Origin of the sequence: Variovorax sp. YR216 (genome assembly GCF_900107745.1) — a bacterium.
GTDB lineage: Bacteria > Pseudomonadota > Gammaproteobacteria > Burkholderiales > Burkholderiaceae_C > Variovorax.
Genome location: NZ_FNRO01000008.1, coordinates 181729 through 207682, shown reverse-complemented (window position 1 = coordinate 207682; position 25954 = coordinate 181729). Strand labels below are relative to the sequence as shown.

At 69.6% G+C, this 25954-nt stretch carries 16 protein-coding genes and 2 pseudogenes; 13 read left to right on the top strand and 5 right to left on the bottom strand.

All coding sequences use genetic code 11. The features are described from left to right. From BLW05_RS21075 to BLW05_RS21055, 5 genes are all read left to right on the top strand, one after another. Positions 1 to 906: an AAA family ATPase gene (locus tag BLW05_RS21075; protein WP_093165517.1), complete on the top strand. Its 906-nt coding sequence runs from the start codon at positions 1 to 3 to the stop codon at positions 904 to 906. Next, positions 903 to 2069 (top strand): vWA domain-containing protein, encoded by a 1167-nt coding sequence (locus BLW05_RS21070; RefSeq protein ID WP_093165516.1) that lies wholly within the window; start codon positions 903 to 905, stop codon positions 2067 to 2069. The genes BLW05_RS21075 and BLW05_RS21070 overlap by 4 nt, the downstream gene beginning before the upstream one ends. A 58-nt stretch (positions 2070 to 2127) precedes the next feature. Continuing rightward, positions 2128 to 3006 (top strand): XdhC family protein, encoded by an 879-nt coding sequence (locus BLW05_RS21065; protein ID WP_093165515.1) that lies wholly within the window; start codon positions 2128 to 2130, stop codon positions 3004 to 3006. Between the two features lies 1 nt (position 3007). Continuing rightward, positions 3008 to 3685, top strand: coding sequence for a nucleotidyltransferase family protein (locus BLW05_RS21060; protein WP_093165514.1), 678 nt, complete (start codon positions 3008 to 3010; stop codon positions 3683 to 3685). An 82-nt stretch (positions 3686 to 3767) separates the two neighbouring features. Then, the gene (locus BLW05_RS21055) at positions 3768 to 4115 is read left to right on the top strand and encodes an FHA domain-containing protein (protein ID WP_093165513.1); all 348 of its coding nucleotides are present in this window, start codon (positions 3768 to 3770) and stop codon (positions 4113 to 4115) included. On the opposite strand, the gene BLW05_RS21050 is transcribed toward BLW05_RS21055, so the two are convergent. Further along, complete coding sequence (locus tag BLW05_RS21050) at positions 4116 to 5918, bottom strand: NAD(P)/FAD-dependent oxidoreductase (RefSeq protein WP_093165512.1); 1803 nt, start codon at positions 5916 to 5918, stop codon at positions 4116 to 4118. Between the two features lie 148 nt (positions 5919 to 6066). Here BLW05_RS21050 and BLW05_RS21045 point away from each other — a divergent pair, with 148 nt between their 5' ends. The 3 genes from BLW05_RS21045 (at position 6067) to BLW05_RS21035 (ending at position 12556) form a co-directional block, all read left to right on the top strand. After that, complete coding sequence (locus tag BLW05_RS21045) at positions 6067 to 7056, top strand: acrylyl-CoA reductase (NADPH) (protein ID WP_093165511.1); 990 nt, start codon at positions 6067 to 6069, stop codon at positions 7054 to 7056. Between the two features lie 63 nt (positions 7057 to 7119). Further along, positions 7120 to 11457 (top strand): DEAD/DEAH box helicase, encoded by a 4338-nt coding sequence (locus BLW05_RS21040; RefSeq protein WP_093165510.1) that lies wholly within the window; start codon positions 7120 to 7122, stop codon positions 11455 to 11457. 88 nt (positions 11458 to 11545) lie between these two features. Next, a complete protein-coding gene (locus tag BLW05_RS21035) occupies positions 11546 to 12556 on the top strand; it encodes an aldo/keto reductase (RefSeq protein ID WP_093165509.1) in 1011 nt (336 codons plus the stop codon). A 4-nt stretch (positions 12557 to 12560) separates the two neighbouring features. Here the strand turns inward: BLW05_RS21035 and BLW05_RS21030 are convergent, their stop codons facing one another. After that, a complete protein-coding gene (locus tag BLW05_RS21030; protein ID WP_093165508.1) occupies positions 12561 to 13562 on the bottom strand; it encodes a bile acid:sodium symporter family protein in 1002 nt (333 codons plus the stop codon). Between the two features lie 70 nt (positions 13563 to 13632). Between BLW05_RS21030 and BLW05_RS21025 the strand changes: the two genes are divergently transcribed. Beyond that, a complete protein-coding gene (locus BLW05_RS21025; protein WP_093165536.1) occupies positions 13633 to 14538 on the top strand; it encodes a LysR family transcriptional regulator in 906 nt (301 codons plus the stop codon). A 6-nt stretch (positions 14539 to 14544) separates the two neighbouring features. Here BLW05_RS21025 and BLW05_RS21020 read toward each other — a convergent pair whose 3' ends face one another. Continuing rightward, positions 14545 to 15615 (bottom strand): pirin family protein, encoded by a 1071-nt coding sequence (locus BLW05_RS21020; RefSeq protein ID WP_093165507.1) that lies wholly within the window; start codon positions 15613 to 15615, stop codon positions 14545 to 14547. 232 nt (positions 15616 to 15847) lie between these two features. Here BLW05_RS21020 and BLW05_RS21015 point away from each other — a divergent pair, with 232 nt between their 5' ends. Then, positions 15848 to 16111 carry a hypothetical protein gene (locus tag BLW05_RS21015; protein WP_093165506.1) on the top strand — a complete coding sequence of 88 codons (264 nt, stop codon included), beginning with the start codon at positions 15848 to 15850 and terminating at the stop codon, positions 16109 to 16111. A gap of 3 nt (positions 16112 to 16114) precedes the next feature. Here BLW05_RS21015 and BLW05_RS21010 read toward each other — a convergent pair whose 3' ends face one another. Beyond that, the gene (locus BLW05_RS21010) at positions 16115 to 16594 is read right to left on the bottom strand and encodes an FKBP-type peptidyl-prolyl cis-trans isomerase (protein ID WP_093165505.1); all 480 of its coding nucleotides are present in this window, start codon (positions 16592 to 16594) and stop codon (positions 16115 to 16117) included. 312 nt (positions 16595 to 16906) lie between these two features. Here BLW05_RS21010 and BLW05_RS36825 point away from each other — a divergent pair. Both BLW05_RS36825 and BLW05_RS36750 read left to right on the top strand, forming a co-directional pair. Continuing rightward, positions 16907 to 17023 (top strand): annotated as a pseudogene (locus BLW05_RS36825) (ESPR-type extended signal peptide-containing protein); the annotation flags it as partial. A 9-nt stretch (positions 17024 to 17032) separates the two neighbouring features. Continuing rightward, positions 17033 to 24283 (top strand): autotransporter-associated beta strand repeat-containing protein, encoded by a 7251-nt coding sequence (locus BLW05_RS36750; protein WP_305516998.1) that lies wholly within the window; start codon positions 17033 to 17035, stop codon positions 24281 to 24283. Positions 24284 to 24299: 16 nt separating this feature from the next. Here BLW05_RS36750 and BLW05_RS21000 read toward each other — a convergent pair. Further along, a pseudogene (locus BLW05_RS21000) lies at positions 24300 to 24531 on the bottom strand (SDR family oxidoreductase); the annotation flags it as partial. Positions 24532 to 24636: 105 nt separating this feature from the next. On the opposite strand from BLW05_RS21000, the gene BLW05_RS20995 reads away from it, so the two are divergent. Next, a complete protein-coding gene (locus BLW05_RS20995; RefSeq protein WP_093165503.1) occupies positions 24637 to 25932 on the top strand; it encodes an Nramp family divalent metal transporter in 1296 nt (431 codons plus the stop codon). Positions 25933 to 25954: the final 22 nt, after the last annotated feature.

Here is a 25954-nt window from a genome sequence, read left to right as displayed (position 1 = left end):
ATGACCGAAGCCGAGCTGCGCGAATCCCTGCACCGCGCCGGCTACATCGCCGACGAGGCGCTCGCCACCACGCTGTGGCTGGCGGCCGAGTTGCAGCGGCCGCTGCTGGTCGAAGGCGATGCCGGCGTCGGCAAGACCTCGCTCGCGGATGCGCTTGCACGTGCCCAGGGCCGCGCGCTGGTACGCCTGCAGTGCCACGAAGGGCTGGACCTCTCGCAGGCCGCCTACGAGTGGAACTACGGCCGGCAACTGCTCGCGATCCGCCTTCACGAGACCCAGCCGCAGGGCATGAAGGAAGCCGATCTCTTCGCGCGCGACTACCTCCTCGAACGCCCGCTGCTGCAGGCCATCTCGAGCGATGCGCCCTGCGTGCTGCTCATCGACGAGATCGACCGCGCCGACGAGGCATTCGAAGCCTTCCTGCTCGAAGTGCTGGCCGACTACCAGATCACCGTGCCCGAGCTCGGCACCCTGCGCGCGAAGCACGTGCCGCAGGTGGTGCTGACCAGCAACGGCACGCGCGAGCTCTCTGATGCGCTGCGGCGGCGCTGTCTCTATCACTACCTCGAGTACCCGACGCTTGCGCGCGAGATCGCGATCGTGCGCGCCACGCTGCCGCAGGCCGAGAGCGCCCTGATCGAGCAGGCGGTGGCCTTCGTGCAGCGCCTGCGGCGCGAGGACCTGGAAAAGGTGCCCGGCATCGCCGAGACGCTGGATTGGGTGCGCGCGCTGCACCGTCTCGACTTCAAGGCTCTGCCGGACGATCCGCATGCGCTCGCGGGCACGCTGGCCTGCCTGCTCAAGACGCGCGAGGACCGCTTCCAGCTCGGCGAGGAGCGGGTGCGGCAGCTCATCGAAGGCCGGCGCACGGTCGGCGTCGCCGAGAAGGCGCCGCAACCCACATGAACACACTCGCTCGACCGCTCGACAGCATTGCCGGCTTCGCGGCGCTGCTGCGCGACCACGGCCTCACGGTCGGCATCGCGGAGCAGCAGGCGATGGTGCAAGCCGCCCTGCGGGTGCCGGTCGAGCGCGCCGCGCGGCTCGACGCGGCGTGGCGCTCGATCGCCTGCCATGACGCGCGCGACTGGCGCCGCTGGCCGGAACTGTTCGACGCCTACTGGCACCCCGATCGTGTCAAGGGGAAGACGCGGCTGAGCGGCGCGACGCGCCCGAGCCGCCACCTGCCGCAGGTGGTGAAGAGCCTGCACGAGCAACTCGACGCCGCCTCGCCGCAGGCGCGCCCGTCGACTTCCGACAGCGCACTGCACCCGCCTGCCGCCCTGCCGCAAGAGGAAAGCCGTGACCGAGCGCAAGGCGGCGCGAGCCGCACCGACGCGCTGCACGACCGGTCGTTTTCGCAGTGGCTGCCGCAGGACCTCTCCGAACTCGAGCGTCTCGCGGAACGCATCGCGCGGCGCCTGCACAGGCGGCTCACCCGCCGCCTGCGAGCCAGCCCGCAGGGCCGCCGCCTCGATGTTCGCCGCACCCTGCGTGCGAGCCTGCGCACCGGCGGCCTGCCGCTGCATCCGGTATGGCGCGCCCCGCGCCGCGACTGGCCGAGGCTCTTCATCCTCGTCGATGTGAGCCGCTCGATGGAAACCCACGCGCAGCTCTTCCTGCGCATCGCGCGCGCCTTCGTGTCCGCCATGAACGCGCGCGTGTTCGTCTTCCACACCCGTCTGGCGGAAGTGACGCCCCTGCTGCGCAGCGACTCGGCGGCGGTGCAGGAGAAGATCAACGCGGTCACCGCCGACTTCGGCGGCGGCACCCGCATCGCGACCAGCGTGGCCGACTTTCACCGCGTGCACGCGCGGGCGCAGCTCACCCGCAATGCACGGGTCTGGGTGCTGTCCGACGGTTTCGATGCCGACGAGCCGCAGCGGCTCGCCGAGGAACTCGCACACGTGCGGCGGCGTGGCGCGCTCATCCGCTGGTTCCATCCATCGGACAAACCGCCCGCCTCGCAGGCGATTGCGCACGTGGCGGCGCACGGCAATCTGGTCGAAGGCTTCGAGCGGCTGAACAGCCTGCGCGACCTCGCCGAACTCGCGCGCCACCTGCGATGAACAACCGTCATCGAACACGATCCAACCGAGGTCTTCGCCGCCAGGAGAAGGAGTTGCCATGACCCAGATCGACACCGTCCTCGATGCCGCGCACCGGCTGCAACAGGCCGGCACGCCTTACGCGCTCGTCAGCGTGATCAAGGCGCTCGCGCCCGCATCGGCGCATCCCGGCGACAAGGCCGTGGTCACCGCCGACGGCGCATTCCACGGCTGGATCGGCGGTGGCTGCGCGCAACCGGCCGTGATGCGCACGGTGCGCCAGGTGCTGGCCGACGGGCATGCACGGCTCATCCGTATCGCGCCCACCGCCGAAGGCGAAGAAAAGGATCTGGGCGACGTGCTCGAGTTCGGCATGGCCTGCCATTCCGGCGGCACGCTCGAGCTGTTCGTCGATCCGGTCCTGCCGCTGGCAAGGCTCGTCGTGATCGGCGCGTCGCCCGTCGCCGCGAGCCTCGCCCAACTCGCGCCGCGGGTGGGCTTCGCAGTGACGCTCGTCGCGCAGGACGCCGACGCCGGTGCGTACCCCGATGCGCGGCAGGTCTTCGCGACCGACGATCCGGCGATGGTCACGCCGCAGATCGCACCCGGTGCGTGGGTGGTGGTCGCGACGCAGGGGCGGCGCGACCTGCAGGCGCTGCGCCTCGCGCTCGGACTCGCAGCGCGGCAGGTCTCCTTCGTCGCGAGCGCGAAAAAGGCGCAGGTGCTGAAGGCCTCGCTCGTCGCCGCCGGCGAACAAGCCGATGCGGTCGAGGCGATCGTGGCGCCCGCCGGCTATCCGATGCCCGCGACCACGCCCGAGGAGATCGCCCTGTCGGTGCTCGCTGCGGTGGTGTCGCACCGTCACGGCGCCGAAGCGAAACCTGCTGCCAGCTGCTGCGGCCCATCGGCCGAGTTGCCGCCGCTGCCGGCGGTGAAGTCATCGTGCTGCGGACACTGACATGGGCTGCATCCTCAAAGGCGGCGGCGGCCTGTATGCGCGCATGGTGATCGGTGCGGTATTGCTCGCGGCGGGGGCGGGCAGCCGGCTCGGCGGACGGCCGAAGTCGCTGCTCGAACTCGGTGGCGTGCCGCTCATCCGGCGGCAGTTGATTGCGTTGTCGGGAGCGGGTGTCGACGAAGTGGTGGTGGTGCTCGGGCATCACGCCGAAGCGATCGAGGCGGCGGTGCGCGATTTTCCGGTCACGCTGGTGCGCAATCCTTCGCCCGACGACGGACAGGCTTCGTCGGTGCGCACCGGCCTGCAGGCGCTGTCGACCAGGCTCGATGCGGTGATCGTCGCGCTGGCCGACCAGCCGATGATCAACGCGCAGGACATCACCGCCCTCATCGGTGCGTTCAAGAAGCGCGGCGATGCCTCGATGGTGGTGCCGCGCGTCGCGGGCGAGCCCGGCAACCCGGTGATCTTCGAGGCCGCGCTGCGCGACGAATGGCTGGCCGGCGAGGCGAACGCGGCCTGCCGGCGTTGGCGAGATGCGCATCCGGAGCGCGTTCGATGGTTCGACACCGACAACGTGCGCTACCGCGTCGACATCGATACGCCCGAGGACCTCGCGGGCTTCACCGCGCGCACGGGCCACGAGCTTCGCTGGCCGGTGGCGCTGGCCACGGCAACCTGAGGGCGCACGGCTTGTAACACAGCCCCGTTGTTGCGCACGGGCTGTGCCACTAGTGTGGGGGTGCGAAGAGGAACGCATCCCGATGGCATTGCTGATACTGATGACCCCCAAGGGCCAGACCACGCAGGTCCCGGTCACCGAACCCGAAATGACCATCGGACGGGCCGAGCACAACCATGTCGTGCTCGCCTCGCAGCGGGTGAGCCGCTTTCACGCGGCGCTGGCGACGGACGGGCCGGTCGTCACGATCCGCGACCTGGGCAGCCGCAACGGCACTTTCGTGAACGGGCGGCGTATCGAGATGCAAATTCTCGTGAACGGCGACAACATCGATATCGCCGGCTACTGGATCCGCTTCCTCACGTTCGATCAGGAGCGCATCGCCGACGAGGCCATGGAACTCATCACCGAACGCGGACCGCTGGTCTGATCAGCGCGTGTGGTAGCTCGGCGCCAGTTCGTACACCGGCGTCGGAATGCCTTCCATGCGCGCCTTGAGCTGCAGCGACAGGAACTGCGAGTAGTGCCGCGACTGGTGCAGGTTGCCGCCGTGGAACCACAGTTGCGGCACCTGCGTGGGCTTCCACATGTTGCGCAACTCGCCTTCCCACGGCCCCGGGTCCTTGGGCGTGTCGGAGCCCAGTCCCCAGACCTTGCCGACCTTGTCCGCGAGTTCCGGCGAGATCAGGTCCGCGAGCCAGCCGTTCATCGAACCGTAGCCGGTGGCGTACACGATGAGATCCGCCGGCAGCTCGGTGCCGTCGCTCAGCGTCACCGATTTGGGATTGATGCGCTCGATCGTCACCCCGCTCCTGAGCTTGATGCTGCCGTTGGCCACCAGCTCCGAAGCACCCACGTCGATGTAGTAGCCCGAGCCGCGCCGCAGGTACTTCATGAAGAGGCCCGAGCCGTCCACGCCGAAGTCCAGCAGGAAGCCGGCCTTCTCCAGTCGTGAATAGAGATCGGCATCGCGCTTCTTCATCTCCTCGTACACCGGCACCTGCAGCGGCGCCATGATCTTGTAGGGGATCGACGCGAAGATCAGGTCCGCCTTGTCGGTGGTCACGCCGGCCTTCACCGCTGCTTCGGAATAGAGGCCGCCGAGCGCCAGCTCCATCAGCGAATCGGAAGGTGCGATGTGCGTCGAGCTGCGCTGGATCATCGTGACGTCCGCGCCGTTCTCCCACAGCGCGGCGCAGATGTCGTGCGCCGAGTTGTTCGATCCGAGCACCACGCACTTCTTGCCGCGCCAGGCTTCGGGCCCGGGGTGTGCGCTGGAGTGGTGCTGTTCGCCTTCGAAAGTTTCCGCGCCAGGGATCTTCGGCACGTTCGGGTAGCCCGACACGCCGAGCGCGAACACGAGCTGCTTCGGCCGCAGCACGATTTCCTTGCCGTCACGTTCGACCGTGACTTCCCACTCCTTCTTCGCTTCGTTGAAGCGCGCCTTCTTCGCGGTGGTCGAGCCCCAGTAGTTGAGCTCCATCACCTTCGTGTACATCTCCAGCCAGTCGCCGATCTTGTCCTTGGGCGAGAACACGGGCCAGTCGTCCGGGAACGGCAGGTACGGCAGATGGTCGTACCACACCGGGTCGTGCAGGCACAGGCTCTTGTAGCGCTTGCGCCAGGAATCGCCGGGCCGTGCGTTCTTCTCGACGATGATCGTCGGCACGCCCAGGCGCCGCAGCCGCGCGCCGAGCGCGATGCCGCCCTGCCCGCCGCCGACGATCACGACGTACGGCTGCTCGGTGAAGCCCAGCGTCTTCGCTTCGTCATCGCGCTTCTCGAGCCAGGTCCTGCGCTGCGTGTTGGCGCCGTGCTCCGCGCCCTTGATGCGGCGATCGCCCTTCCTTTCCTCGAAGCCCTTGAGCTCCGTCATCGTGGTGAGCAGCGTCCATGCCTTGCCGTTGCGCAGCCGCAGGTGCCCGCGTCCGCGCGCGACCGCGGTCTCGAAGGTGAACCACGCGTCGACGATCCCATCGGCCTCGGTCGCGTCGCCTTCGACCACAAAGCCAGTCGGCTTCGTGTCGGCAAGACGCGCATCCAGCATCGCCCGTATCGCGTCGGGCCCTTCCTGCGTGCGGATGTTCCAGGTGAAGGCAACAAGGTCGCGCCAGTAGCTGTCTGCGTCGAACAGCGCCACGGCCGCATCGATGTCCTGGCGTTCGAGTGCGGAGTTGAAATCGGCCAGCCAGGCGCTGGCGATCTGCGTCGGATGCGCGGACAGATCGGTCATCGGTTGTCTCCTGCGTTCGCACCTGCGTGTGGGCGGCGGCCGGCAACCGTACGCCGTTCGCGGGCGGACGTCAAACGCCGCCGGTGGCGCATCTTGCGCGCCGGTCGCGAACGTGCCAGTCTCGGCCGCACCCATTCGAGGAGATCGCATGTTCAAAGGCCTGCTGCTCGACAAGGCAGACGACGGCGCCACGAGGGCCGTCGTGACCGACATCGACGAAGCCCGGTTGCCGGAAGGCGAAGTGCTTGTCGACGTTGCGTGTTCCACCGTCAACTACAAGGACGCGCTCGCGATCACCGGCAAGTCGCCGGTGGTGCGCAAGTTCCCGATGGTGCCCGGCATCGACTTCGCGGGCACCGTCGCCGGGAGCACCGACGCGCGCTACAAGCCCGGCGACGCTGTGCTGCTCAATGGCTGGGGCGTCGGCGAAACGCACTGGGGCGGCCTCGCGCGCAAGGCGCGGGTCAAGGCGGATTGGCTGGTGCCCATGCCTTCGGGCCTGGATGCGCGGCAGACCATGGCGATCGGCACCGCCGGCTATACCGCGATGCTGTGTGTGATGGCGCTGCAGGATCGGGGCCTCACGCCCTCTTCAGGCCCGGTGCTGGTCACCGGCGCGAATGGCGGCGTCGGCAGCATCGCGATCGCGCTGCTCGCCAGGCTGGGTTTCGAGGTGCACGCTTCCACCGGCCGGCTCGCCGAGGCCGAGCACCTGCGCCGGCTCGGCGCGCGCGAAATCATCGATCGCGCCACGCTCAGCGAACCGGGCAAGCCGCTGCAGAAAGAGCGCTGGGCCGGCGCGGTGGACAGCGTCGGCAGCCATACGCTTGCCAATGTCTGCGCGAGCCTTCGCTACGGCGGCACCGTGGCCGCATGCGGCCTCGCGCAGGGTCTGGATCTGCCGGCGAGCGTCGCGCCCTTCATCCTGCGCGGCGTCACGCTGGCGGGCATCGACAGCGTCTACGCGCCGCAGGCGCGCCGGCTCGCGGCCTGGCAGCGTCTGGCGAGCGAGCTGCCGAAAGACCTGCTGGAAGCCAACACCGAAACCATCGGGCTGGAGGCGGTGATCGCGCTCGCGCCACGGCTGCTCGCCGGGCAGGTACGCGGGCGCGTGGTGGTGGATGTCGGCGCTTCGTAGCGAGATGTATCGATCGGCCCCCTTGCCTTGACATGGGATCGAGCGGCCTGATCTCATCGTTTCGTGCTAGACAACTTCCACCCCGCCGTCGCCAACTGGTTCAACGCGGCCTTTCCGGGCCCGACGGAGGCCCAGGCCGCCGCGTGGCCGGCGATCGCCGCGGGGCGCCACACGCTGGTCGCTGCGCCGACCGGTTCCGGCAAGACGCTGACCGCATTTCTGGCTGCGCTCGATGGCCTCGTGCGGCAGGGGCTCGAGTCCGGCGGCCTCGCCGACGAGACGACGGTGCTCTACGTGTCGCCGCTGAAGGCGCTTTCGAACGACATCGGCCTCAACCTCAAGGCCCCCCTCGCGGGCATCCGCCGCGAACTCGCAAAGCTGCATCTGCCCGACGTCGAGATCCGCACCGCGGTGCGCACCGGCGATACGCCGAGCAAGGAGCGCCAGCAGAGCCTGCGCCAGCCGCCGCACATCCTCGTGAGCACGCCGGAATCGCTCTACGTGCTGCTCGGCTCGGCATCGGGGCGCAAGATGCTCTCGACGGTGCGCACCGTGATCGTCGACGAGATCCATGCGGTGGTGGCGAGCAAGCGGGGCAGTCATCTGGCGCTCTCGCTCGAACGGCTGCAGGCCAATTGCACGGGCCCGCTGACGCGCATCGGCGTGTCGGCCACCCAGAAGCCCATCGACGAGATTGCGCGCTTCCTCGTCGGCGCGGGCGCGGTGAAGGACGGCGTCGCCGATTGCGAGATCGTCGACATCGGCTACGCCAAGCAGCGCGACCTCGCGCTGGAACTGCCGCCGACGCCGCTCGCGGCCGTGATGTCGACCGACCAATGGGAGCAGGTGTACGCGCGCGTCGCCGCGCTGGTGCGCGAGCACCGGACCACGCTGGTCTTCGTCAACACGCGCCGCATGGCCGAACGCGCGGCGCGGCATCTGGGCGAGATCCTCGGCAAGGAGGTCGTGGCTGCGCACCACGGCAGCCTCGCGAAGGAAGCGCGGCTCGACGCCGAGCAGCGGCTCAAGCGCGGCGATCTCAAGGTGCTGGTCGCCACCGCATCGCTGGAGCTGGGGCTGGACATCGGCGACGTCGATCTGGTGTGCCAGCTCGGCTCGCCGCGATCGATCGCGACCTTTCTCCAGCGCGCCGGACGGTCGGGCCACGCGGTCGGCGGCGTGCCGAAGGCGCGGCTCTTTCCGCAGTCATGCGACGAACTGGTGGAGTGCGCGGCGCTGCTCGACTGCGTGCGGCGCGGCGAACTCGATGCGCTGCACATGCTGCCGGCGCCGCTCGACGTGCTTGCGCAGCAGATCGTCGCGGAGACCGCCAGCCGCGAATGGAGCGAGGACGAGCTCTTCGCCCTCGTTCGGCGCGCGTGGCCCTACGCGCAGCTCACACGCGAAAGCTATGCGGCCGTGGTGCGGATGCTGGCCGACGGCTTCACCACCCGGCAGGGACAGCGCGCGAGCTACGTGCATCGCGATGCGGTCCACCACCGCTTGCGCGAGCGCCGCGGCGCCCGTCTCACCGCGCTGACGTCCGGCGGCACCATTCCCGAGACCGGCGACTACACCGTGGTGCTGGAGCCGCAGGCGCAGAAGATCGGCACGATCAACGAGGACTTCGCGATCGAAAGCCTCGCGGGCGACATCTTCCAGCTCGGCAATGCGAGCTATCGCATCCTGCGCGTCGAGCCGGGACGCGTGCGGGTGGAAGACGCGCTCGGCGCACCGCCGAACATCCCCTTCTGGCTCGGCGAGGCGCCGGGCCGCACGGACGAGCTGTCCTTTGGCGTCTCGCGCCTGCGCGGCGAAGTGGCCGACAGGCTGCGCGCACAGGGCATCGATGCCACGCTGGATTGGCTGGTACGCACCCTCGGCATGGATACGGCCGCGGCGCGGCAGATCGCCGACCATCTCGCGCGCGCCGCGAACGCGCTCGGCGGTCTGCCCACGCAGGAGCGCATCGTCATGGAGCGCTTCTTCGACGAGTCCGGCGGCATGCAGCTGGTCATCCACTCGCCCTACGGCAGCCGGCTCAACCGGGCGTGGGGGCTGGCACTGCGCAAGCGCTTCTGCCGCCAGTTCAACTTCGAACTGCAGGCTGCGGCGACCGAGGACGCCATCGTGCTCTCGCTGTCGACGAGCCACAGCTTTCCGCTCGAGGAGGTCGGACGCTACCTGCATTCCGCGACCGCGCTGGACGTGCTGATCCAGGCGCTGCTCGATGCGCCGCTCTTCAATGTGCGCTGGCGCTGGAACGCGACCACCTCGCTCGCGCTGCCGCGCTTCGTCGGCGGCCGCAAGGTGGCGCCGCAGTTGCAGCGCATGCGGTCGGAGGACCTGCTCGCCTCGGTGTTCCCCGATCAGGTCGCGTGCGCCGAGAACCTCACCGGTGCGCGCGAGATCCCCGACCACCCGCTGGTCGCGCAGACGCTCCAGGATTGCCTCTACGACGCGATGGATGCCGAAGGCTGGCTGCGTTTGCTGCGGCGCCTGGAGTCGGGCGAGGTGCAGATCGTGGCGCGCGACCTGCCGGCGCCCTCGCCGCTCGCGGCGGAAGCGCTCAACGCCAAGCCCTATGCCTTCCTCGACGATGCGCCGCTCGAGGAGCGCCGCACGCAGGCGGTGCAGAGCCGCCGCTATGTCGATCCGGAAAGCGCCGACGACCTCGGGCGGCTCGATCAGGAAGCGATCGACAGCGTGCGCGAAGAGGCGTGGCCCCGCGTGCGCGGCATCGATGAGATGCACGAGGCGCTGAATGGGCTCGGTGTCATCACCAGCAGGGAGGCATCGGCGAATGCCGACTGGCCCGCGTGGCTCGACGCGCTCGCGCAATCGGGGCGCGCAACCTGCCTCGCAATGCCCGGCGGCGGCCTGTGGGTGGTGGCCGAGCGTCTTGCGCAGATCGCGATGCTGTACCCCGACGCATCGATGCAGCCTCGCATCGAGACGCCGGCCGAGTACGCACAGGTGGACGGCGGCGCGGACGATGCGCTGCGCGAACTGCTGCGTTCGCGGTTGACCGGCCTGGGGCCGATGACCGCGGCCGAACTCGCAGTCCAGCTTCAGCTTCCGCCGTCGCGCATCGATGCGGCCCTCTCCGCACTGCAGGGCGAAGGCTACGTGCTGCAAGGCCGCTTCACGCCCGGCACCGAAACGGCCGAATGGTGCGAACGGCATCTGCTGGCGCGCATCCACCGCTACACGCTCAAGCGTCTGCGGCGCGAGATCGAGCCGGTCGAGCCGCGCGACTTCGCGCGCTTCCTGTTCGAGTGGCAGCACGTCACGCCGGACACGCGGGTCGGCGGGCCCGATGCGCTCGCCGGCATCCTCGCGCAGCTCGAAGGCTACGAAGCGCCCGCCGCGAGCTGGGAGCCGGAGCTGCTGCCCGCGCGGGTGAAGGACTACACGCCGGCCTGGCTCGACGACCTGTGCACCGCCGGTCGCACGCTGTGGACGCGGCTGCGTCCGCCCGCGCTCGACGGCCGGCCGGGCGGCGGCGGCGCATCGCTGCGCTCCACGCCGGTGCTGCTGCTGCCGCGCCGCGCCGCGACGCTCTGGACCGGCCTTGCACCCGCGCCGGTGGATGACGCTGCGCTCGGCTCGCGGGCGCAGCGCGTCGCCGCGTTCCTCAAGGAGCACGGCGCCTCCTTCTTCGACGAGATGCTTCACGGCACGCGGCTGCTGGGCACCGAACTCGAGGACGCGCTCAGCGAACTGGTCGTGCGTGGCCGCGCGCACTGCGACAGCTTCGCCGGTTTGCGCGCCCTGCTGATTCCGCCGTCCAAGCGCGCGTCGACGCATGCGCGCCGGCGCCGGCGGACCTCGCTCTTCGGCATCGAGGACGCGGGCCGCTGGTCGTTGGTGCGCCAGCGCGCGGCCGCGGCGGACGACATCGCGAGCAGTGCCATCGAGCAGGTCGCGCGCATCCTGCTGCGACGCTACGGCGTGGTGTGCTGGCGTGTGCTGGAACGCGAGGCGTCATGGCTTCCGCCATGGCGCGATCTGGTGCGCGCCTATCGACGGCTCGAGGCGCGCGGCGAGATCCGTGGCGGCCGCTTCATCGCTGGTGTCGCGGGCGAGCAATTCGCGTTGCCCGAGGCCATAGGACTGATGCGCGAAGTGCGGCGCCGGCCCGCCGACGGCCACTTGGTCTGCCTTGCGGCCACCGACCCCGCGAACCTGCTCGGGACTGTCGTGCCCGGCCCGAAGGTCGCGCGCGTGCCGGGATCGCGCGTGGTGTTTCGCGATGGCGTGCCGCTCGCGACCAGCGCGGCTGGCACGGTCGAGATGCTGGTGCAGTTGACGCCGGCGGATGCGCAGGCCGTGGCGCGTGCGCTGACTTCGGAGCCGTCGTTGCGCTTTGCCGAACTGGCGGCGCAGGCATCGGACTGACCCGCGGCTGACGATGGACGCGCGTCCGGCACGAATCCGGGCCGCTGTCTATGATCGCCCCCTGCCCAGCGAACGGAGAGTCTTTTTCATGAGCATTCCCACCACCCGCCTCGGCCGCACCGGCCTCACCATGTCCCGGCTCGCCCTCGGCACGATGACCTTCGGACTGCAGACCGACGAGGCCGTGTCGCACCAGATCCTCGACCACGCGACCGAAGCCGGCATCAACTTCCTCGACACGGCCGATGTGTACCCGCTCGGCGGGACGTGGGAGACCGCCGGCCGCACCGAGGAAATCATCGGCCGCTGGCTGCACGCCAAGGGCAGCAGCCGCCGCAGCGAGTTCATCATCGCGACCAAGGCCGCGAACAAGGTCGGGCCCCGGAGCTGGGACCAGGGCAATTCGCGCAAGCACCTGCTGGATGCGATCGATGTGTCGCTCAAGCGGCTGCAGACGGATTACGTCGATCTCTACCAGCTCCACCACGACGACCGCGAGACGCCGCTCGACGAGAGCCTCGAGGCGCTCGACGTGATCGTGCGTTCGGGCCGCGCGCGCTACATCGGCGTTTCGAACTTCCTCGCCTACCGGCTCGCGCGCGCGATCGGTCGAGCCGAGCTGCACAAGCTCACGCGGGTCGTGTCGGTGCAGCCGCGCTACAGCCTGCTGTTCCGCGAGATCGAGCGCGAACTGCTGCCGCTCGCGGCCGAGGAAGGCCTGGGCGTGATCCCCTACAACCCGCTGGCCGGCGGCCTGCTCACAGGCAAGTACAAGGCGGGTGCGAAGCCGGAGGACAACACGCGCTTCACGCTCGGCACCGCGGGTTCGATGTACCAGGACCGCTACTGGAACGAGCGGTCCTTCGCGACCGTCGCCCAGTTGCACAAGCTGGCGGATGAAGCGGGCGTGCCGCTCGCGACGCTGGCGGTGGCATGGGTGATGGCGAATCCGCTGATCAGCGCACCCCTGCTCGGCGCGAGCCGGCCGGAGCAGCTCGATGCGACGATCGCGGCGGCGGACTACAAGCTCGATCCGGCGCTGAAGCAGAAGCTCGACGAACTGACCGCTGAATACCGGAAGGGCGACGCCCCCCGCTGATCGATCAGGCCGGCGTCTTGGCCGGCTTTGCGTCGATCGACTCGACAGCCCTGCGCGCGTAGCGCTGGGCCAGCACCGCGCAGACCATGAGTTGCATCTGGTGGAAGAGCATCAGCGGCAGCACGATCGCGCCGACGGCGTGCGAGGCGAAGAGCACCTTCGCCATCGGGATGCCGCTGGCGAGGCTCTTCTTGGAGCCGCAGAACACGATGGTGATCTGGTCGGCCTTGTCGAAGCCGAGGGCGCGGCCGGCCCAGGCGGTGATGGCGAGCGCGAGGCCGAGAATCACCGCACAGACGACGAGCAGGCCGACGAGCGCCGACATCGGCACCTGCTTCCACAGGCCCTCGATCACCGCGGCGCTGAAGGCGGTGTAGACCACCAGCAGGATCGAGCCGCGATCCACCAGCGTCAGCACCGAGGCCCGCTTCTTGATCCAGCCGCCGATCCACGGCCGCATCAGGTGGCCCGCGACGAAGGGCACCATCAGTTGCAGCAGGATGCGGCCCACTGCGTCGAGCGATGCCCCGGCCGCGCCGTGCTGGACGACCATCAGGTTCACGAGAAGGGGCGTGACGAACACGCCGAGCAGCGTCGACGCGGAAGCGCTGCACACCGCCGCAGGAATGTTGCCGCGCGCCATGGACGTGAAGGCGATCGCCGATTGCACCGTGGCCGGCAGCACGCACAGGAAGAGCACGCCGGTATAGAGGTCGGGCGTGACGAGCGGCTGCAGCATCGGCTTGAGGACGAGCCCGAGCACCGGGAACATCACGAAGGTGGCCGCGAACACCAGCACATGCAGCCGCCAGTGCGTGATGCCGCCGAGGATCGCCTCGCGCGAGAGCTTCGCGCCATGAAGGAAGAACAGCAGGCCGATCGCGACCGTGGTGAGGCGCTCGAAGAAATGCGCGGTGCCGCCGCTGGCGGGCCAGAGGCTGGCGAGCGCGACGACGACCACCAGGGCGATCGTGAAGTTGTCGGGGAGGTAGCGTGAACGGGCCATGGGTCGCGATTGGACGCGCTTCGGATTCAAAAGAGAAATGGATTTATCTGATAGATCTATGATCAGCTGCATGAGCCTCAATGTGACCCTCCGGCAGCTTCGCGTGTTCCAGGCGGTGGCCGAGGAGCGCAATTTCAGCCGCGCGGGTGATCGCGTCGGACTCACCCAGCCGGCAGTGAGCCGGGCGATCGTCGAGCTCGAATCGCAGCTCGGCCTGAAACTGCTCGACCGCACCACCCGCGAAGTGGTGCTGACCGAGGCGGGCCACTCGCTCGCGCTGCGGCTCGACCGGGCGCTCGACGAGCTCGACCAGACGCTGGCCGAAGTGCACGGCATGGCGGGCGCGCGGCGCGGCAAGGTGCGAGTCGCGAGCAGCCCGACGCTGTCGGCCAACCTCATGCCCGCCTGCATTGCCGAATGCGCGCGGCGCGATCCGGAGATCGAGCTGGTGCTGCTCGACCGCATCCAGCAGGACGTGCTCGACAGCGTGCGCGCCGGCGAGGTCGATTTCGGCGTGGTGGTCGAGCCCCCTTCGGCGGAGGACCTGCACTGCGAGGCCATCCTCGACGACCCCTTCTGCCTGGTGATGGCGCCCGGCCACCGGCTGGCGGAGAAGGCCTCGGTGCGCTGGCCGATGCTGGATGGCGAGCCGCTGGTGCTGCTCGACTACGCCTCGGGCAGCCGGCGGCTCATCGACGATGCGCTCGCCACGCACGGCGCGCGCTGCGAGGTGCGCCAGCAGGTCGGCCACCCGACCACCGCGTTCCGGATGGTCGAGCAGGGCATCGGCATCAGCGTGATGCCGGCGATGGCCATGCCGCCGATGGGCCTGCCGGCGCTGGTCGTGCGGCCGCTGCTGCCGAAGATCCAGCGCTCGATCATGCTGGTGCACCGCCGCAACCGCGCGCCTTCGCCGCTCGCGCAGCGCGTATGGGCGCTGATCCGCGAAGTGGCGGGGCAGCGCGTGCGGCGCTGACGCACCTCAGGCGGTGGTCGCCGCGTGGTCCTGCGGCTTCTCTTCCCTGCCGTCCGGATGCTTCGCGAACCGGGCCGGGTCGCGGCCGTGCACCGGGGCCTCGTCCTTCCACGGCCAGCCGCCGAACTGGGTGCGGCGGTAGTCGGCCATCGCCTGCGCGATCTCGGCGGACGTGTTCATCACGAAGGGGCCGTACTGCGCCACCGGCTCGCCGATCGGGCGGCCCTGCAGCACCAGGAACTCGCTGACCTCGTCGCCGTTGTGCAGCTCCACCGCGAGGTTGGCGCGCAGCTCGATCGCGGCGCGGGCGGTCACGTCCTGGCCGCCGATGTTCACCGAGCGGCCCTTGAAGAAGTAGAGCGTCCGGCGCGTGCCGTTGCCCGTCGCGGCGGGCAGCGTCCAGCGGGCGCCGGGCTCCAGGCGCAGGGTCCAGATCGCCACGTCGGCATCGGGCTGCGCGGCCCATGAATCCGGTGGCGGCGCGAGCGGACCGCCCGCGCCGGGGGCGCCGTCCACCGGGCCGATCCGGCCCGCGATGCATGCGACCTCGGTCTTGCGGCCCTCCCCGTCGGTGGCGGTGAAGCGCGGCACGTCCTCGGCCCAGAACATCGTGAAATGCGGCTCGGCCATCTTGTTGCGCGCGGGCAGGTTCAGCCAGATCTGGAACAGCTCCAGCGGGTTCGGCGCCGCCGCATCGAGCAGCGGGAACATCTCCGAATGCACGATGCCCTTGCCGGCGGTGAGCCACTGCACATCGCCCCCGCCGAAGCGTGCGGCGGCGCCCAGCGAATCCGAATGGTCGATCAGGCCGCGGCGCACGATCGTCACCGTCTCGAAGCCCCGGTGCGGATGGCCCGGAAAGCCCGGCACGGTCGCCCCGTGGTACATGCTCCAGCCGTCCTTGCGGCTGAAGTCCTGGCCGATGTCCCGGCCGGCGAGCGGCGCGTCAGGACCCATCTGCGCGTTGCCGCGCGGATAGGCGTCATCGTGATAGGCACAGAAAAGGAAAGGGTCGATCGTCTCCCACGGGAATCCGAGGGCCTTGATCTGGACGATGGGGCTGGTGGTGGTGGTCATTGCTCTGACTTCCTGACTGACTAAGGGGGTGCCCCGTCCGATCCGACAGGGCGATGCATGGCATATGAGGGCGCCGGGCCCGCCCGAAAGTACCGCTGATGGAACGCTCTGGGTGCGCCGGCGCAACGCCGCGTCGGAACCGGCCTACGCGGATGCTGGGGCGTCGGCCTACAGGGTGTCCCCCTGTCCCTTCCCAGAATCGCCGTCAGGCAACAATCCGCCCGGGAAGAACATGGACGTTTCATTGGATGAAGAGCTGACCGCGCTCGAGGCCGCGAGAACGACCGCGACGCAGGCGCGCGAGCTCGCCCAGGACCGGATCGTGCGGGCCTTCCGCTCGCAGCTGGAAGGCACCGGCCCCGGCCCGTCCGACGCGGACGTGCAGTGCTTCGCGCGGCTCGCGCTGGTCGAGAAAGCGCTGCAGAAGGAGCTGCGCGGCTTCGCGGAACTCGTCGGCCTGGACCGGCTCGCCGAGGCGCCGGAAACCATTCAATAGCGCTCAGTGATGGTGCCCATGCTCGCCATGCACATGGCGGTGGGCGATTTCCTCTTCCGTGGCGGCGCGCACGCCCGTCACGGTCATGCTGAACTTGAGTGCCTTGCCGGCGAGCGGATGGTTGCCGTCGAGGATCACCTGCGGGCCCTTGATCTTCACCACATTGAAGATCTGCGGCTCGCCCTGGTCGTTGCGCCCTTCGAGCTGGCCGCCGACCTTCACGCCGGGCGGGAAGTCGCTCTTGTCGATCGTCCGCACCAGTGACTCGTCACGTGCGCCGAAGGCATCCTCGGGCGCCAGGTTGAGCGTGGCCTGGAAGCCGGCTTCCTTGCCGTCGAGCGCTTCCTCGATCTTCGGGAAGGTGTTCTCGTAGCCGCCGTGCAGATAGACCATGGGGTTGCGGCCCTCGTCGATCAGTTTTTGGGTGGTGGCGTCCGACACCTTGTAGCGCAGGGTGACGACGGCGTCTTTCTGGATCTTCATGGTTGGGTGGTAGCTCGCTGCTGTAGACGGCGGGCAGCATAAATGAACCCGCCGCGGGCGCCCGCCCGAGCGCGCGATGCCCTTCTTTCGCGCTGCCTGCCCGAAGGGCGGGCGAAAACCCCCGTTTCGTCTTTATCGGCTTCCCCCGCGCTTTCTTAAGTGCCGGGTTCGTGCGCTTGCGTGTGCAGCTGTTCTCAATTTTGAGAACTTAATTCGCAATCGATCTGTTGGTTTTAGGCCTAAGTGATTACAGAATGCGACGCCAATTTCAACAATTTGTATCTTTAGTAAACATTTAACAAAGAGACTGGAATGAATCGAGTTCACCGCATCGTTTTCAACCGCGCCAAGGGCGTTTGCCAAGCTGTATCGGAGGTCGCCACGGCGGCGCGTGGGGGAGTTGGGGGGACAGCTTGCGCAGCCATTGAGCTACCGCGCATGTCAGTGCTCGCTTCTGCTTGCGTCGTGGCGTTCGCGGCGATGGCGGGCGGGAATGTCTGGGCGGACGGCGGCCAGGGAGGTACGGGTACCACCGGGGCGACCGCCGGTGCTGGCGGCACCACCGCTCAAGGCGGCGCCGGTCTGGCGGCCTCGGGAATCGGCAGCGGTGGCGGTGGCGGTGGGGTCACCACCACCGGCGCCGGTGCGAACGGCGGTGCAGGCGCGAGCGGCGGCTTGGGGACCGCCGCCGGCGGAACCGGTGGCGCGGTCACGACGACCTTCACGACTGGCAACAGGACCGTGAACGCGGTGTCCACGGGCCAGAGCGGCGGCGGCGGAGCGGACTCGCAAACATCCGGGAATTCCCGGGTCGATGGCGGGGCGGGCGGCGGCGGCGGCGGCGGGGCAGGCGTCGTCTCCACGACAACCGGCACGTTGACGATCACGAGCACGTTGTCGGGCGGCAACGGCGGTGACGGCGGCGCGGCCGGCGCGCGCAAGGCGGGCGTCTACGGCCGAGGCGGTGGCGGCGGCGGGGGGCAAGGCGGCACCGGGCTGCTTTCCAGCAGCGGCGGCAATGTGACGATCAGCTCGACGGGATCGGTGAAGGGCGGGATCGGCGGCGCGGGCGGCAACGCGACGCTCGGCAACGCCGGTTCCGGCGGCGGCGGCGGCACGGGCGTCGACATCGCGGGGGCGCGGACGTTGACCAATGCCGGGACGATCCAGGGCGGCGCCGGTGGCGCCGGCGGGACCACGGCCGTGGTCGCGGGTCAGCCTGGAGCCGCGGGCCAGGCCGGCGCCGGCGGCGTGGCCATCAAGGCCAGCGGCGGCGTGACCATCATCAACAGCGGAACCATCACCGGTGGCCTGAACGGAACCAACGCCGCAGGCACGAACGCGGACGCCATCCAGTTCTCCGGCGTCGGCAACACGCTGGAGCTCCAGTCGGCGTCGTCGTCGATCACGGGCAACGTCGTTGCCGCCGCGGGTGGCACCGACCGGCTCGTCCTCGGCGGTGCGACGAACAACAGCTTCGCCGTCAGCGAGATCGGCGCCACGGTGAAGTACCGCAACTTCGCGAGCTTTGCCAAGACGGGCACGAGCACCTGGACGCTGACGGGCGTCACGAGCGCAGTCACGCCATGGTCGATTACCGGCGGCACGCTGTCGATCGGTGCGGACGGCGCCCTCGGCGACGCTTCGGGCGCGCTGACGCTGAACGGCGGCACGCTCAACACCAGTGCGACCTTCACTTCGGCCCGCGCGGTGACGGTCGGCGCCAGCAACGGCACGATCGACACCAACAACGCGACCACGCTGACGCTCAGCGGCGTCGTGTCGGGCGCGGGGCGGCTGACCAAGCAAGGCACCGGCACACTGGTGCTCACCAACACCGAGACGTACGGCGGCGGTACCGCCATCACGGCAGGTACCCTGCAGGTGGGCAACGGCGGTACGAGCGGCGCGATCACCGGCGACGTGACCGACAACGGCGCGCTCGTGTTCAACCGTTCGGACAGCACCAGCTACACGGGCAGCGTCTCCGGCTCGGGCACTGTCACCAAGAGCGGCACTGGCACGCTGGTGCTCACGGGCAGCAACACCTATGGCGGCGGCACCACGATTTCGGGTGGCACGCTGCAATTGGGCAATGGCGGCACCACCGGCTCGATCACGGGCAACGTGACCGACAACGGCGTGCTGGTCTTCGATCGCTCCAACGCGGTCAACTTCACCGGCAACATCTCCGGTTCGGGCGCGGTCCAGCAGATCGGCGCCGGCGTCACGACGCTCAGCGGAAGCAACAGCTACGGCGGCGGCACCTCGATCCTCGGCGGCACGCTGTCCGTCGCGACCAGCGGCAGCCTCGGCACCGGCGGCCTGACGATCGATGGCGGCACGCTCAACACCACGGCGAACATCGTTTCGGCTCTGGCGGTGACGATCGGCACCAACAACGGCGCGATCGACACCAGCAGCGGGACCGCGCTGATGCTCAGCGGCAACGTGTCGGGTGGCGGGCGCCTGATCAAGCAGGGCGCCGGCACGCTGGTGCTCGCCAATACCAACCCGTCTTCGTACACCGGCGGCACCACCATCTCGGCGGGCACGCTGCAGGTGGGCAACGGCGGTACGAGCGGCACGATCACGGGCGACGTGATCGACAACGGCGTGCTCGTGTTCGATCGCTCCGATTCGATCGGCATCGCCGGCAACATCTCCGGCTCGGGCTCGGTCCAGCAGATCGGCACCGGCCGCACGACGCTCAGCGGAAACAACACCTATGCCGGCGGCACCTCGGTCACGGCAGGCACGCTGTCCGTGGCGGCCGATGGCAACCTGGGCACCGGAAGCCTGTCGGTCAACGGCGGCACGCTCAACACCTCCGGCACGTTCACGACGAATCGCAACCTGGTGATCGGCGGCAATGGCGGCACCTTCGACACCAACACCGGGACCTCGCTGACCCTCGCCGGCCCCGTGTCGGGCGCAGGCCGGCTGACCAAGCAGGGACTCGGCACGCTGGTGCTCGCGTCCGCGGACACCCACGCGGGTGGCACCACGATCGCATCGGGAACCCTGCAGGTCGGCAATGGCGGCACGTCGGGCACGCTGGGCGGCGACGTGATCGACAACGGCGTGCTGGCCTTCGATCGCTCCGATGCGCTCGCCTTTGCCGGCAACATCTCCGGCTCGGGCTCGGTCCAGCAGATCGGCAGCGGCAGCACGACGCTCAGCGGAAACAACAGCTACAGCGGCGGCACCTCGGTCACGGCGGGCACGCTGTCCGTGGCGGCCGACGGCAACCTGGGCACCGGCGGCCTGTCGCTCGATGGCGGCACGCTCAACACCGCCGGCACGTTCACGACGAACCGCAACGTGGCGATCGGCGGCAACGGCGGCACCTTCGACACCAACGGCGGGACCTCGCTAATCCTCGCCGGCCCGGTGTCGGGTCTGGGCCAGCTGACCAAGGAGGGCCTCGGCACGCTGGTGCTGGCGTCCGCCGACAACCACACCGGTGGCACCACCATCGCCGCGGGCACGCTGCAGGTCGGCAATGGCGGCACGTCGGGTACGCTCAATGGCGACGTGGTCGATGAGGGCGCGCTGGTCTTCAACCGGTCCGACGCGCTGACCTATGCGGGCGCCGTGTCCGGGTCCGGCACGCTGGCCCAGCAGGGCATCGGCACGCTGACCCTCACGGGCAGCAACACCAACACCGGCGGCACCACGATCGGCGCCGGCACGCTGCAGGTCGGCAGCGGTGGCACCACCGGCTCGATCACCGGCGATGTGTCGAACAACGGCGCGCTGGTCTTCAACCGCACGGACGACACGAGCTTCGACGGCGTCATCACGGGTTCCGGTTCCGTGACCCAGCGCGGCAGCGGCACGCTGGTGCTCACCGGCAACAGCAACTACGCCGGCGGCACGGCCATCGAGGCGGGCACGCTGCAGCTCGGCAATGGCGGCACGAGCGGATCGATCACGGGCAACGTGGCCAACAACGGCACGCTCGCGTTCAACCGCGCCGACAACACGACCTACGCGGGCGTGATCTCCGGCGCAGGTGCGGTGACGAAGAACGGCGCAGGCACCACGACGCTCACCGGCGCCAACGTCTACACGGGCGGCACCACGGTTTCCGGCGGCACGCTGCGCGTCGACGGCTCGCTCGGCAACACGGCGGTCGATGTCGCGAACGGCGGCACGCTCACCGGCTCGGGCTCGATCGCCGGCGCGGTGAGCGTCGCCGACGGCGGCACGCTGCGCGGCGCCAGCGGCCAGACGCTGACCACCGGCGCGCTGACGCTCGCCAGCGGCTCGACCATCAATGCCGTGCTGGGCACGCCGAGCAGCCAGGCGCTGTTCCAGGTCAACGGCGCGCTGACGCTCGACGGCCAGGTCAACGTCACCGACCTCGGCGGCTTCGGTGCGGGCGTGTACCGGCTCATCAACTACACCGGCGCGCTGACGGACAACGGGCTGGACGTCGGCACCGCGCCGGCAGGCTCGCAGCTCTCGGTGCAGACGGCCGTGGCCCAGCAGGTGAACCTGGTCAACACGGCCGGCCAGACCCTGAACTTCTGGGACGGCGGCAGCACGTCCGGCTTCAACAACGGCGCGGTCAACGGCGGCTCGGGCACCTGGACCGCGAACGGCAGCAACTGGACGACGCAGGACGGCTCGATGAACGCCCCGCGCTCGTCGACCGGCTTCGCGGTGTTCCAGGGCACGGCCGGCACCATCACGGTCGACAACTCGCAGGGCGCGATCAGCGTGACGGGCATGCAGTTCGCGACCGACGGCTACGTGCTGAACGGCGACCCGCTCATCCTGAGCGGCACGCAGGCGATCATCCGCGTCGGCGACGGCTCGAACTTGCCGGTCACGGCGGTCGTGAATGCGAGTCTCACGGGCGGCGCGCAGCTCGAGAAGACCGACCTGGGCACCCTGGTACTCGCCGGGACCAACACCTACACCGGCGGCACGCTCATCTCGGGCGGTACCCTGCAGCTGGGCAACGGCGGCACCACCGGCTCGATCGTCGGTGACGTGACCAACAACGGCACCCTCGCCTTCGACCGCAGCGATGCCGTGACCTTCGCCGGCACGATCACCGGCACCGGCGCGGTCAAGCAGATCGGCAGCGGCACCACCACGCTGACCGCGGCCAATGACTACACCGGCGGGACCGTGATCTCGGCCGGCACGCTGCAGCTCGGCAACGGCGGCACCACCGGCTCGATCACCGGCGACGTGACTGACAACGGCACCCTCGCCTTGAACCGCAGCGATGCGGTGACCTTCGCGGGCGCCATCACCGGCAGCGGCGCGGTCAAGCAGGTCGGCAGCGGCACCACCACGCTGACCGGCACCAGCAACTACACCGGCGGCACCGTGATCTCGGCGGGCACCCTGCAACTCGGCAACGGCGGCACCACCGGCTCGATCACCGGCAACGTGACCGACAACGGCACCCTCGCCTTCAACCGCAGCGATGCCGTGACCTTCGCGGGCGCGATCACCGGCAGCGGCGCGGTCAAGCAGGTCGGCGGCGGCACCACGACGCTCACCGGCGCCAGCGACTACACCGGCGGCACCGTGATCTCGGCGGGCACCCTGCAACTCGGCAACGGTGGCACGAGCGGCTCGATCACCGGCAACGTGACCGACAACGGCACCCTCGCCTTCAACCGCAGCGATGCGGTGACGTTCGCGGGCGCCATCACCGGCAGCGGCGCGGTCAAGCAGGTCGGCAGCGGCACCACGACGCTCACCGGCGCCAGCGACTACACCGGCGGCACCGTGATCTCTTCCGGCACGCTGCAGCTCGGCAACGGCGGCACCACCGGCTCGATCGTCGGCAACGTGACCGACAACGGCACCCTCGCCTTCAACCGCAGCGATGCGGTGACGTTCGCAGGCGCCATCACCGGCAGCGGCGCGGTGCAGCAGGTCGGCAGCGGCACCACCACGCTGACGGGCGCCAACACCTACGGCGGCGGCACCACCATCAGCGCGGGCAAGCTGGTCGGCGCCGCGGGCAGCCTGGGCACCGGCACGATCGCCCTCAACGCCGCGCTCGAAATCCGCCAGGCGAGCGACGCCGCGATGGCCAACACGATCTCCGGCAACGGCAGCATCACCAAGACCGGCGCAGGCGCGCTGAACTACACCGGCAACGGCAGCGCCTTCACCGGCGCAACGCTGGTGCAGGCCGGGACGCTGGCGGTCAACGGCTCGCTCGGCGGCACGCTCACGATGGCGAGCGGCACGACGCTCAAGGGCAACGGCACGGTCGGCACGACGGTCGTGCAGTCCGGTGCGACCGTGGCGCCGGGCAACTCGATCGGCCTGCTCAACGTCGCGGGCAACCTGACGCTGGCGCAGGGCTCGACCTACCAGGTCGAAGCCGCCGCCGACGGCCGCAGCGACCAGATCCGCGCCACCGGCACGATCACCCTGCAGGGCGGCACGGTCGCGGTGCTGGCCGACGGCAACTGGAACCCGACGACGAGCTATTCGATCCTCGGCGCGGCCGGCGGCGTCAATGGCACCTTCGGCAGCGTCACGGCCAACTTCGCGTTCCTCGATCCTTCGATCAGCTACGACGCAAAGGGCGCCACCCTGAGCCTGAAGCGCAACGACGTGAGCTTCTCGTCGGTCGCCACCACCGGGAACGAGCGCGCCACCGGCACGGCCGTGCAGGCCGCGGCCTCGGGCACGCTGTACGACGCGGTGGTCCAGCTCGACGCGCCGACGGCGGCGCGCGCCTTCCGGCAACTCACGGGCGAGGTCCATGCCTCGGTGAAGTCCGCGACCATCGAGGACAGCCGCTTCGTGCGCGACGCGAGCCTCGACCGCACCCGCCTGGCGCAGGGAGGCGTCGCAGCGCCGGCCGACCTGGCCGGGAAGAACGGCGTCTGGGCCCGCACCTTCGGTTCGTGGGGGGACATGCGCAGCGACGGCAACGCCAGCACGGTGGACCGCTCGACCAGCGGCATCCTGATCGGCGGCGACACGCTGGTCGGCGACGACTGGCGGGTGGGCGCGCTCGGCGGCTACAGCCGCGCCAACGTCGACGTGCATGCGCTCAATTCGTCGGCCAGCAGCGACAGCTACCACCTCGGCGTGTACGGCGGCAAGCAGTGGGGCGCGCTCGGCCTGCGTGCCGGTGCGAGCTATACCGACAGCAGCATCGACACCAGCCGCATCGTGAGCTTCACCGGCTTCGCCGACCTGCCGACCGCGAGCTACAAGTCGCAGACCGCGCAGGCCTTCGGCGAACTGGGCTGGCGCATCGATGCCGGCACCGGCGCGATCGAGCCGTTCGCGGGCCTCGCCTACGTGAACCTGCACACCGACGACTTCGCGGAGCGCGGCGGCATGGCCTCGCTGCACGGTGGCGGCGGCAGTACCGACACCACCTTCAGCACCCTGGGCGTGCGTGGCAGCAACAACGTCGATATCGGCAGCATGAAGGCGACGGTGCACGGCATGCTCGGCTGGCGTCATGCCTTCGGCGACGTGTCGAACACCTCGTCGCTCGCGCTCGCCGCGCAACCGGCTGCCTTCACCGTGGCCGGCGTGCCGATCGCGAGGAACGTGGCGGTGGTCGAAGGCGGCCTCGACCTCGTGCTGAAGCCGAATCTCACGCTGGGTGTTTCCTACATCGGGCAGTTCGGCAACAGCGTGGAAGACCACGGCGTGAAGGCCGACCTGGTCTGGAAGTTCTGAGGACGCCCGGAACGACCTACACCGCGCCCACGCTTCCCGTCACCGGCAGCACGATGCCGGTGATGTAGCTCGCACGGCGCGGCGAGGAACACATAGGCCGGCGACAGCTCCTCGGGCTGCGCCGGCCTTTTCATGTCGGTGTGCCGGCCGAAGTCCTTCACCTCGTCGCCCTGGCGATCGGCGGGATTCAGCGGCGTCCAGACCGGCCCCGGCGCCGCCGCGTTGACGCGGATGCCCGCGTACAGCAGGCCCGGACTCGACGAAGTCCCACAGCGCGCAGGGGACTGTGCCTATGCGGCGGCCGAGCCTGGCCAGCCAGAGTGATCCTCCGCCCCTGAAGACCGGAGCCGCCCATGAGCACACCCGCCAGCCCTGCAAGCACCGACGTCCGCGCCGACGGCGGGCGATGGTGGTCCAAGCTCGGCCCGGGGCTGATCACCGGCGCCGCCGACGACGATCCGAGCGGCATCGCGACCTATTCGCAGGCCGGCGCGCAATTCGGCTACGCACTGGGCTGGACCGTGGTGCTGACCTTTCCGCTGATGGTGGGCATCCAGCTCGCCAGCGCGCGCATCGGGCGCGTGACCGGGCGCAACCTCACCGAAAACTTCGCGCGCTTCTGTCCCGGCTGGATCGTGGTGAGCCTCATCGTGCTGCTGCTGGTGGCGAACGTCATCAATCTCGCGGCCGACCTGAGCGCGATGGGCCATGCGACCGCGCTGGTGCTGCCGGGCCATCCGGCCGGCTACGCGGCCGGCTTCGGCATCGTCTCGCTGCTGCTGCAGGTGTTCGTGAGGTACGACCAGTACGTGCGCGTCCTCAAATGGCTGACGCTGTCTCTCTTCGCCTACGTGGGGGTGGTGTTCGCCGTCGACGTGGACTGGATCGCCGCGGCACGGGGCATCTACGCACCGTCCTTCCAATGGAGCCGCGAGTTCGTGACCACCGTCGTGGCGATTCTCGGGACCACCATCAGTCCCTATCTCTTCTTCTGGCAGGCCTCGCAGGAGGTCGAGGAGATCCGTCGCATTCCCGAGGACAAGCCGCTGCGTCATGCGCCCGAGCAGATACGGCGGCAACTGCGGCGGCTGCGCCTCGACACGATCGCCGGGATGGGCTTTTCGAACCTCATCGCTTTCTTCATGATCACGGCCACTGCCGCGACCCTGCATGCGCACGGCCAGACCCACATCCAGACCACCGAACAGGCGGCAGCCGCGCTGCGGCCGATCGCGGGCGATGCGGCCTTCATGCTCTTCGCGCTGGGCATCGTCGGCACCGGCATGCTTGCGCTGCCGGTGCTCGCCGGATCGGCCGCAGACGCGGTCGCGAGCTACTTCCACGTACGCCGGGGGCTGAATCTCACGCTTTCGCAGGGGCGCAGCTTCTACGGCATCCTCGCCGCGGCGATGGGGCTGGCCATCGCGGTGAGTCTCTCCGGGCTCGATCCGATCGCCGCACTCGTGGGCGCGGCGGTGATCAACGCGGTGATCTCGGTGCCCGTGATGGTCGCGGTGATGATCGCCGCCTCCAGCCCGAAGGTGATGGCCGGCATCGTGCTCTCGCGCAAATGGAAGGTGCTCGGCTGGCTCGCCACCGCGGCGATGGCGGCGGCATCGCTCGCCCTCCTCGTGACTTCGATCATGTGAGTCCACGGGCAATAGGGAGTGG

What these genes read in the sequence shown, in the direction of transcription:
- BLW05_RS21075 (WP_093165517.1), top strand. Translation starts at nt 1, where the DNA reads ATGACCGAAGCCGAGCTGCGCGAATCCCTGCACCGCGCCGGCTACATC.
- BLW05_RS21070 (WP_093165516.1), top strand. Translation starts at nt 903, where the DNA reads ATGAACACACTCGCTCGACCGCTCGACAGCATTGCCGGCTTCGCGGCG.
- BLW05_RS21065 (WP_093165515.1), top strand. Translation starts at nt 2,128, where the DNA reads ATGACCCAGATCGACACCGTCCTCGATGCCGCGCACCGGCTGCAACAG.
- BLW05_RS21060 (WP_093165514.1), top strand. Translation starts at nt 3,008, where the DNA reads ATGGGCTGCATCCTCAAAGGCGGCGGCGGCCTGTATGCGCGCATGGTG.
- BLW05_RS21055 (WP_093165513.1), top strand. Translation starts at nt 3,768, where the DNA reads ATGGCATTGCTGATACTGATGACCCCCAAGGGCCAGACCACGCAGGTC.
- BLW05_RS21050 (WP_093165512.1), bottom strand. Translation starts at nt 5,918, where the DNA reads ATGACCGATCTGTCCGCGCATCCGACGCAGATCGCCAGCGCCTGGCTG.
- BLW05_RS21045 (WP_093165511.1), top strand. Translation starts at nt 6,067, where the DNA reads ATGTTCAAAGGCCTGCTGCTCGACAAGGCAGACGACGGCGCCACGAGG.
- BLW05_RS21035 (WP_093165509.1), top strand. Translation starts at nt 11,546, where the DNA reads ATGAGCATTCCCACCACCCGCCTCGGCCGCACCGGCCTCACCATGTCC.
- BLW05_RS21030 (WP_093165508.1), bottom strand. Translation starts at nt 13,562, where the DNA reads ATGGCCCGTTCACGCTACCTCCCCGACAACTTCACGATCGCCCTGGTG.
- BLW05_RS21025 (WP_093165536.1), top strand. Translation starts at nt 13,633, where the DNA reads ATGAGCCTCAATGTGACCCTCCGGCAGCTTCGCGTGTTCCAGGCGGTG.
- BLW05_RS21020 (WP_093165507.1), bottom strand. Translation starts at nt 15,615, where the DNA reads ATGACCACCACCACCAGCCCCATCGTCCAGATCAAGGCCCTCGGATTC.
- BLW05_RS21015 (WP_093165506.1), top strand. Translation starts at nt 15,848, where the DNA reads ATGGACGTTTCATTGGATGAAGAGCTGACCGCGCTCGAGGCCGCGAGA.
- BLW05_RS21010 (WP_093165505.1), bottom strand. Translation starts at nt 16,594, where the DNA reads ATGAAGATCCAGAAAGACGCCGTCGTCACCCTGCGCTACAAGGTGTCG.
- BLW05_RS36750 (WP_305516998.1), top strand. Translation starts at nt 17,033, where the DNA reads ATGTCAGTGCTCGCTTCTGCTTGCGTCGTGGCGTTCGCGGCGATGGCG.
- BLW05_RS20995 (WP_093165503.1), top strand. Translation starts at nt 24,637, where the DNA reads ATGAGCACACCCGCCAGCCCTGCAAGCACCGACGTCCGCGCCGACGGC.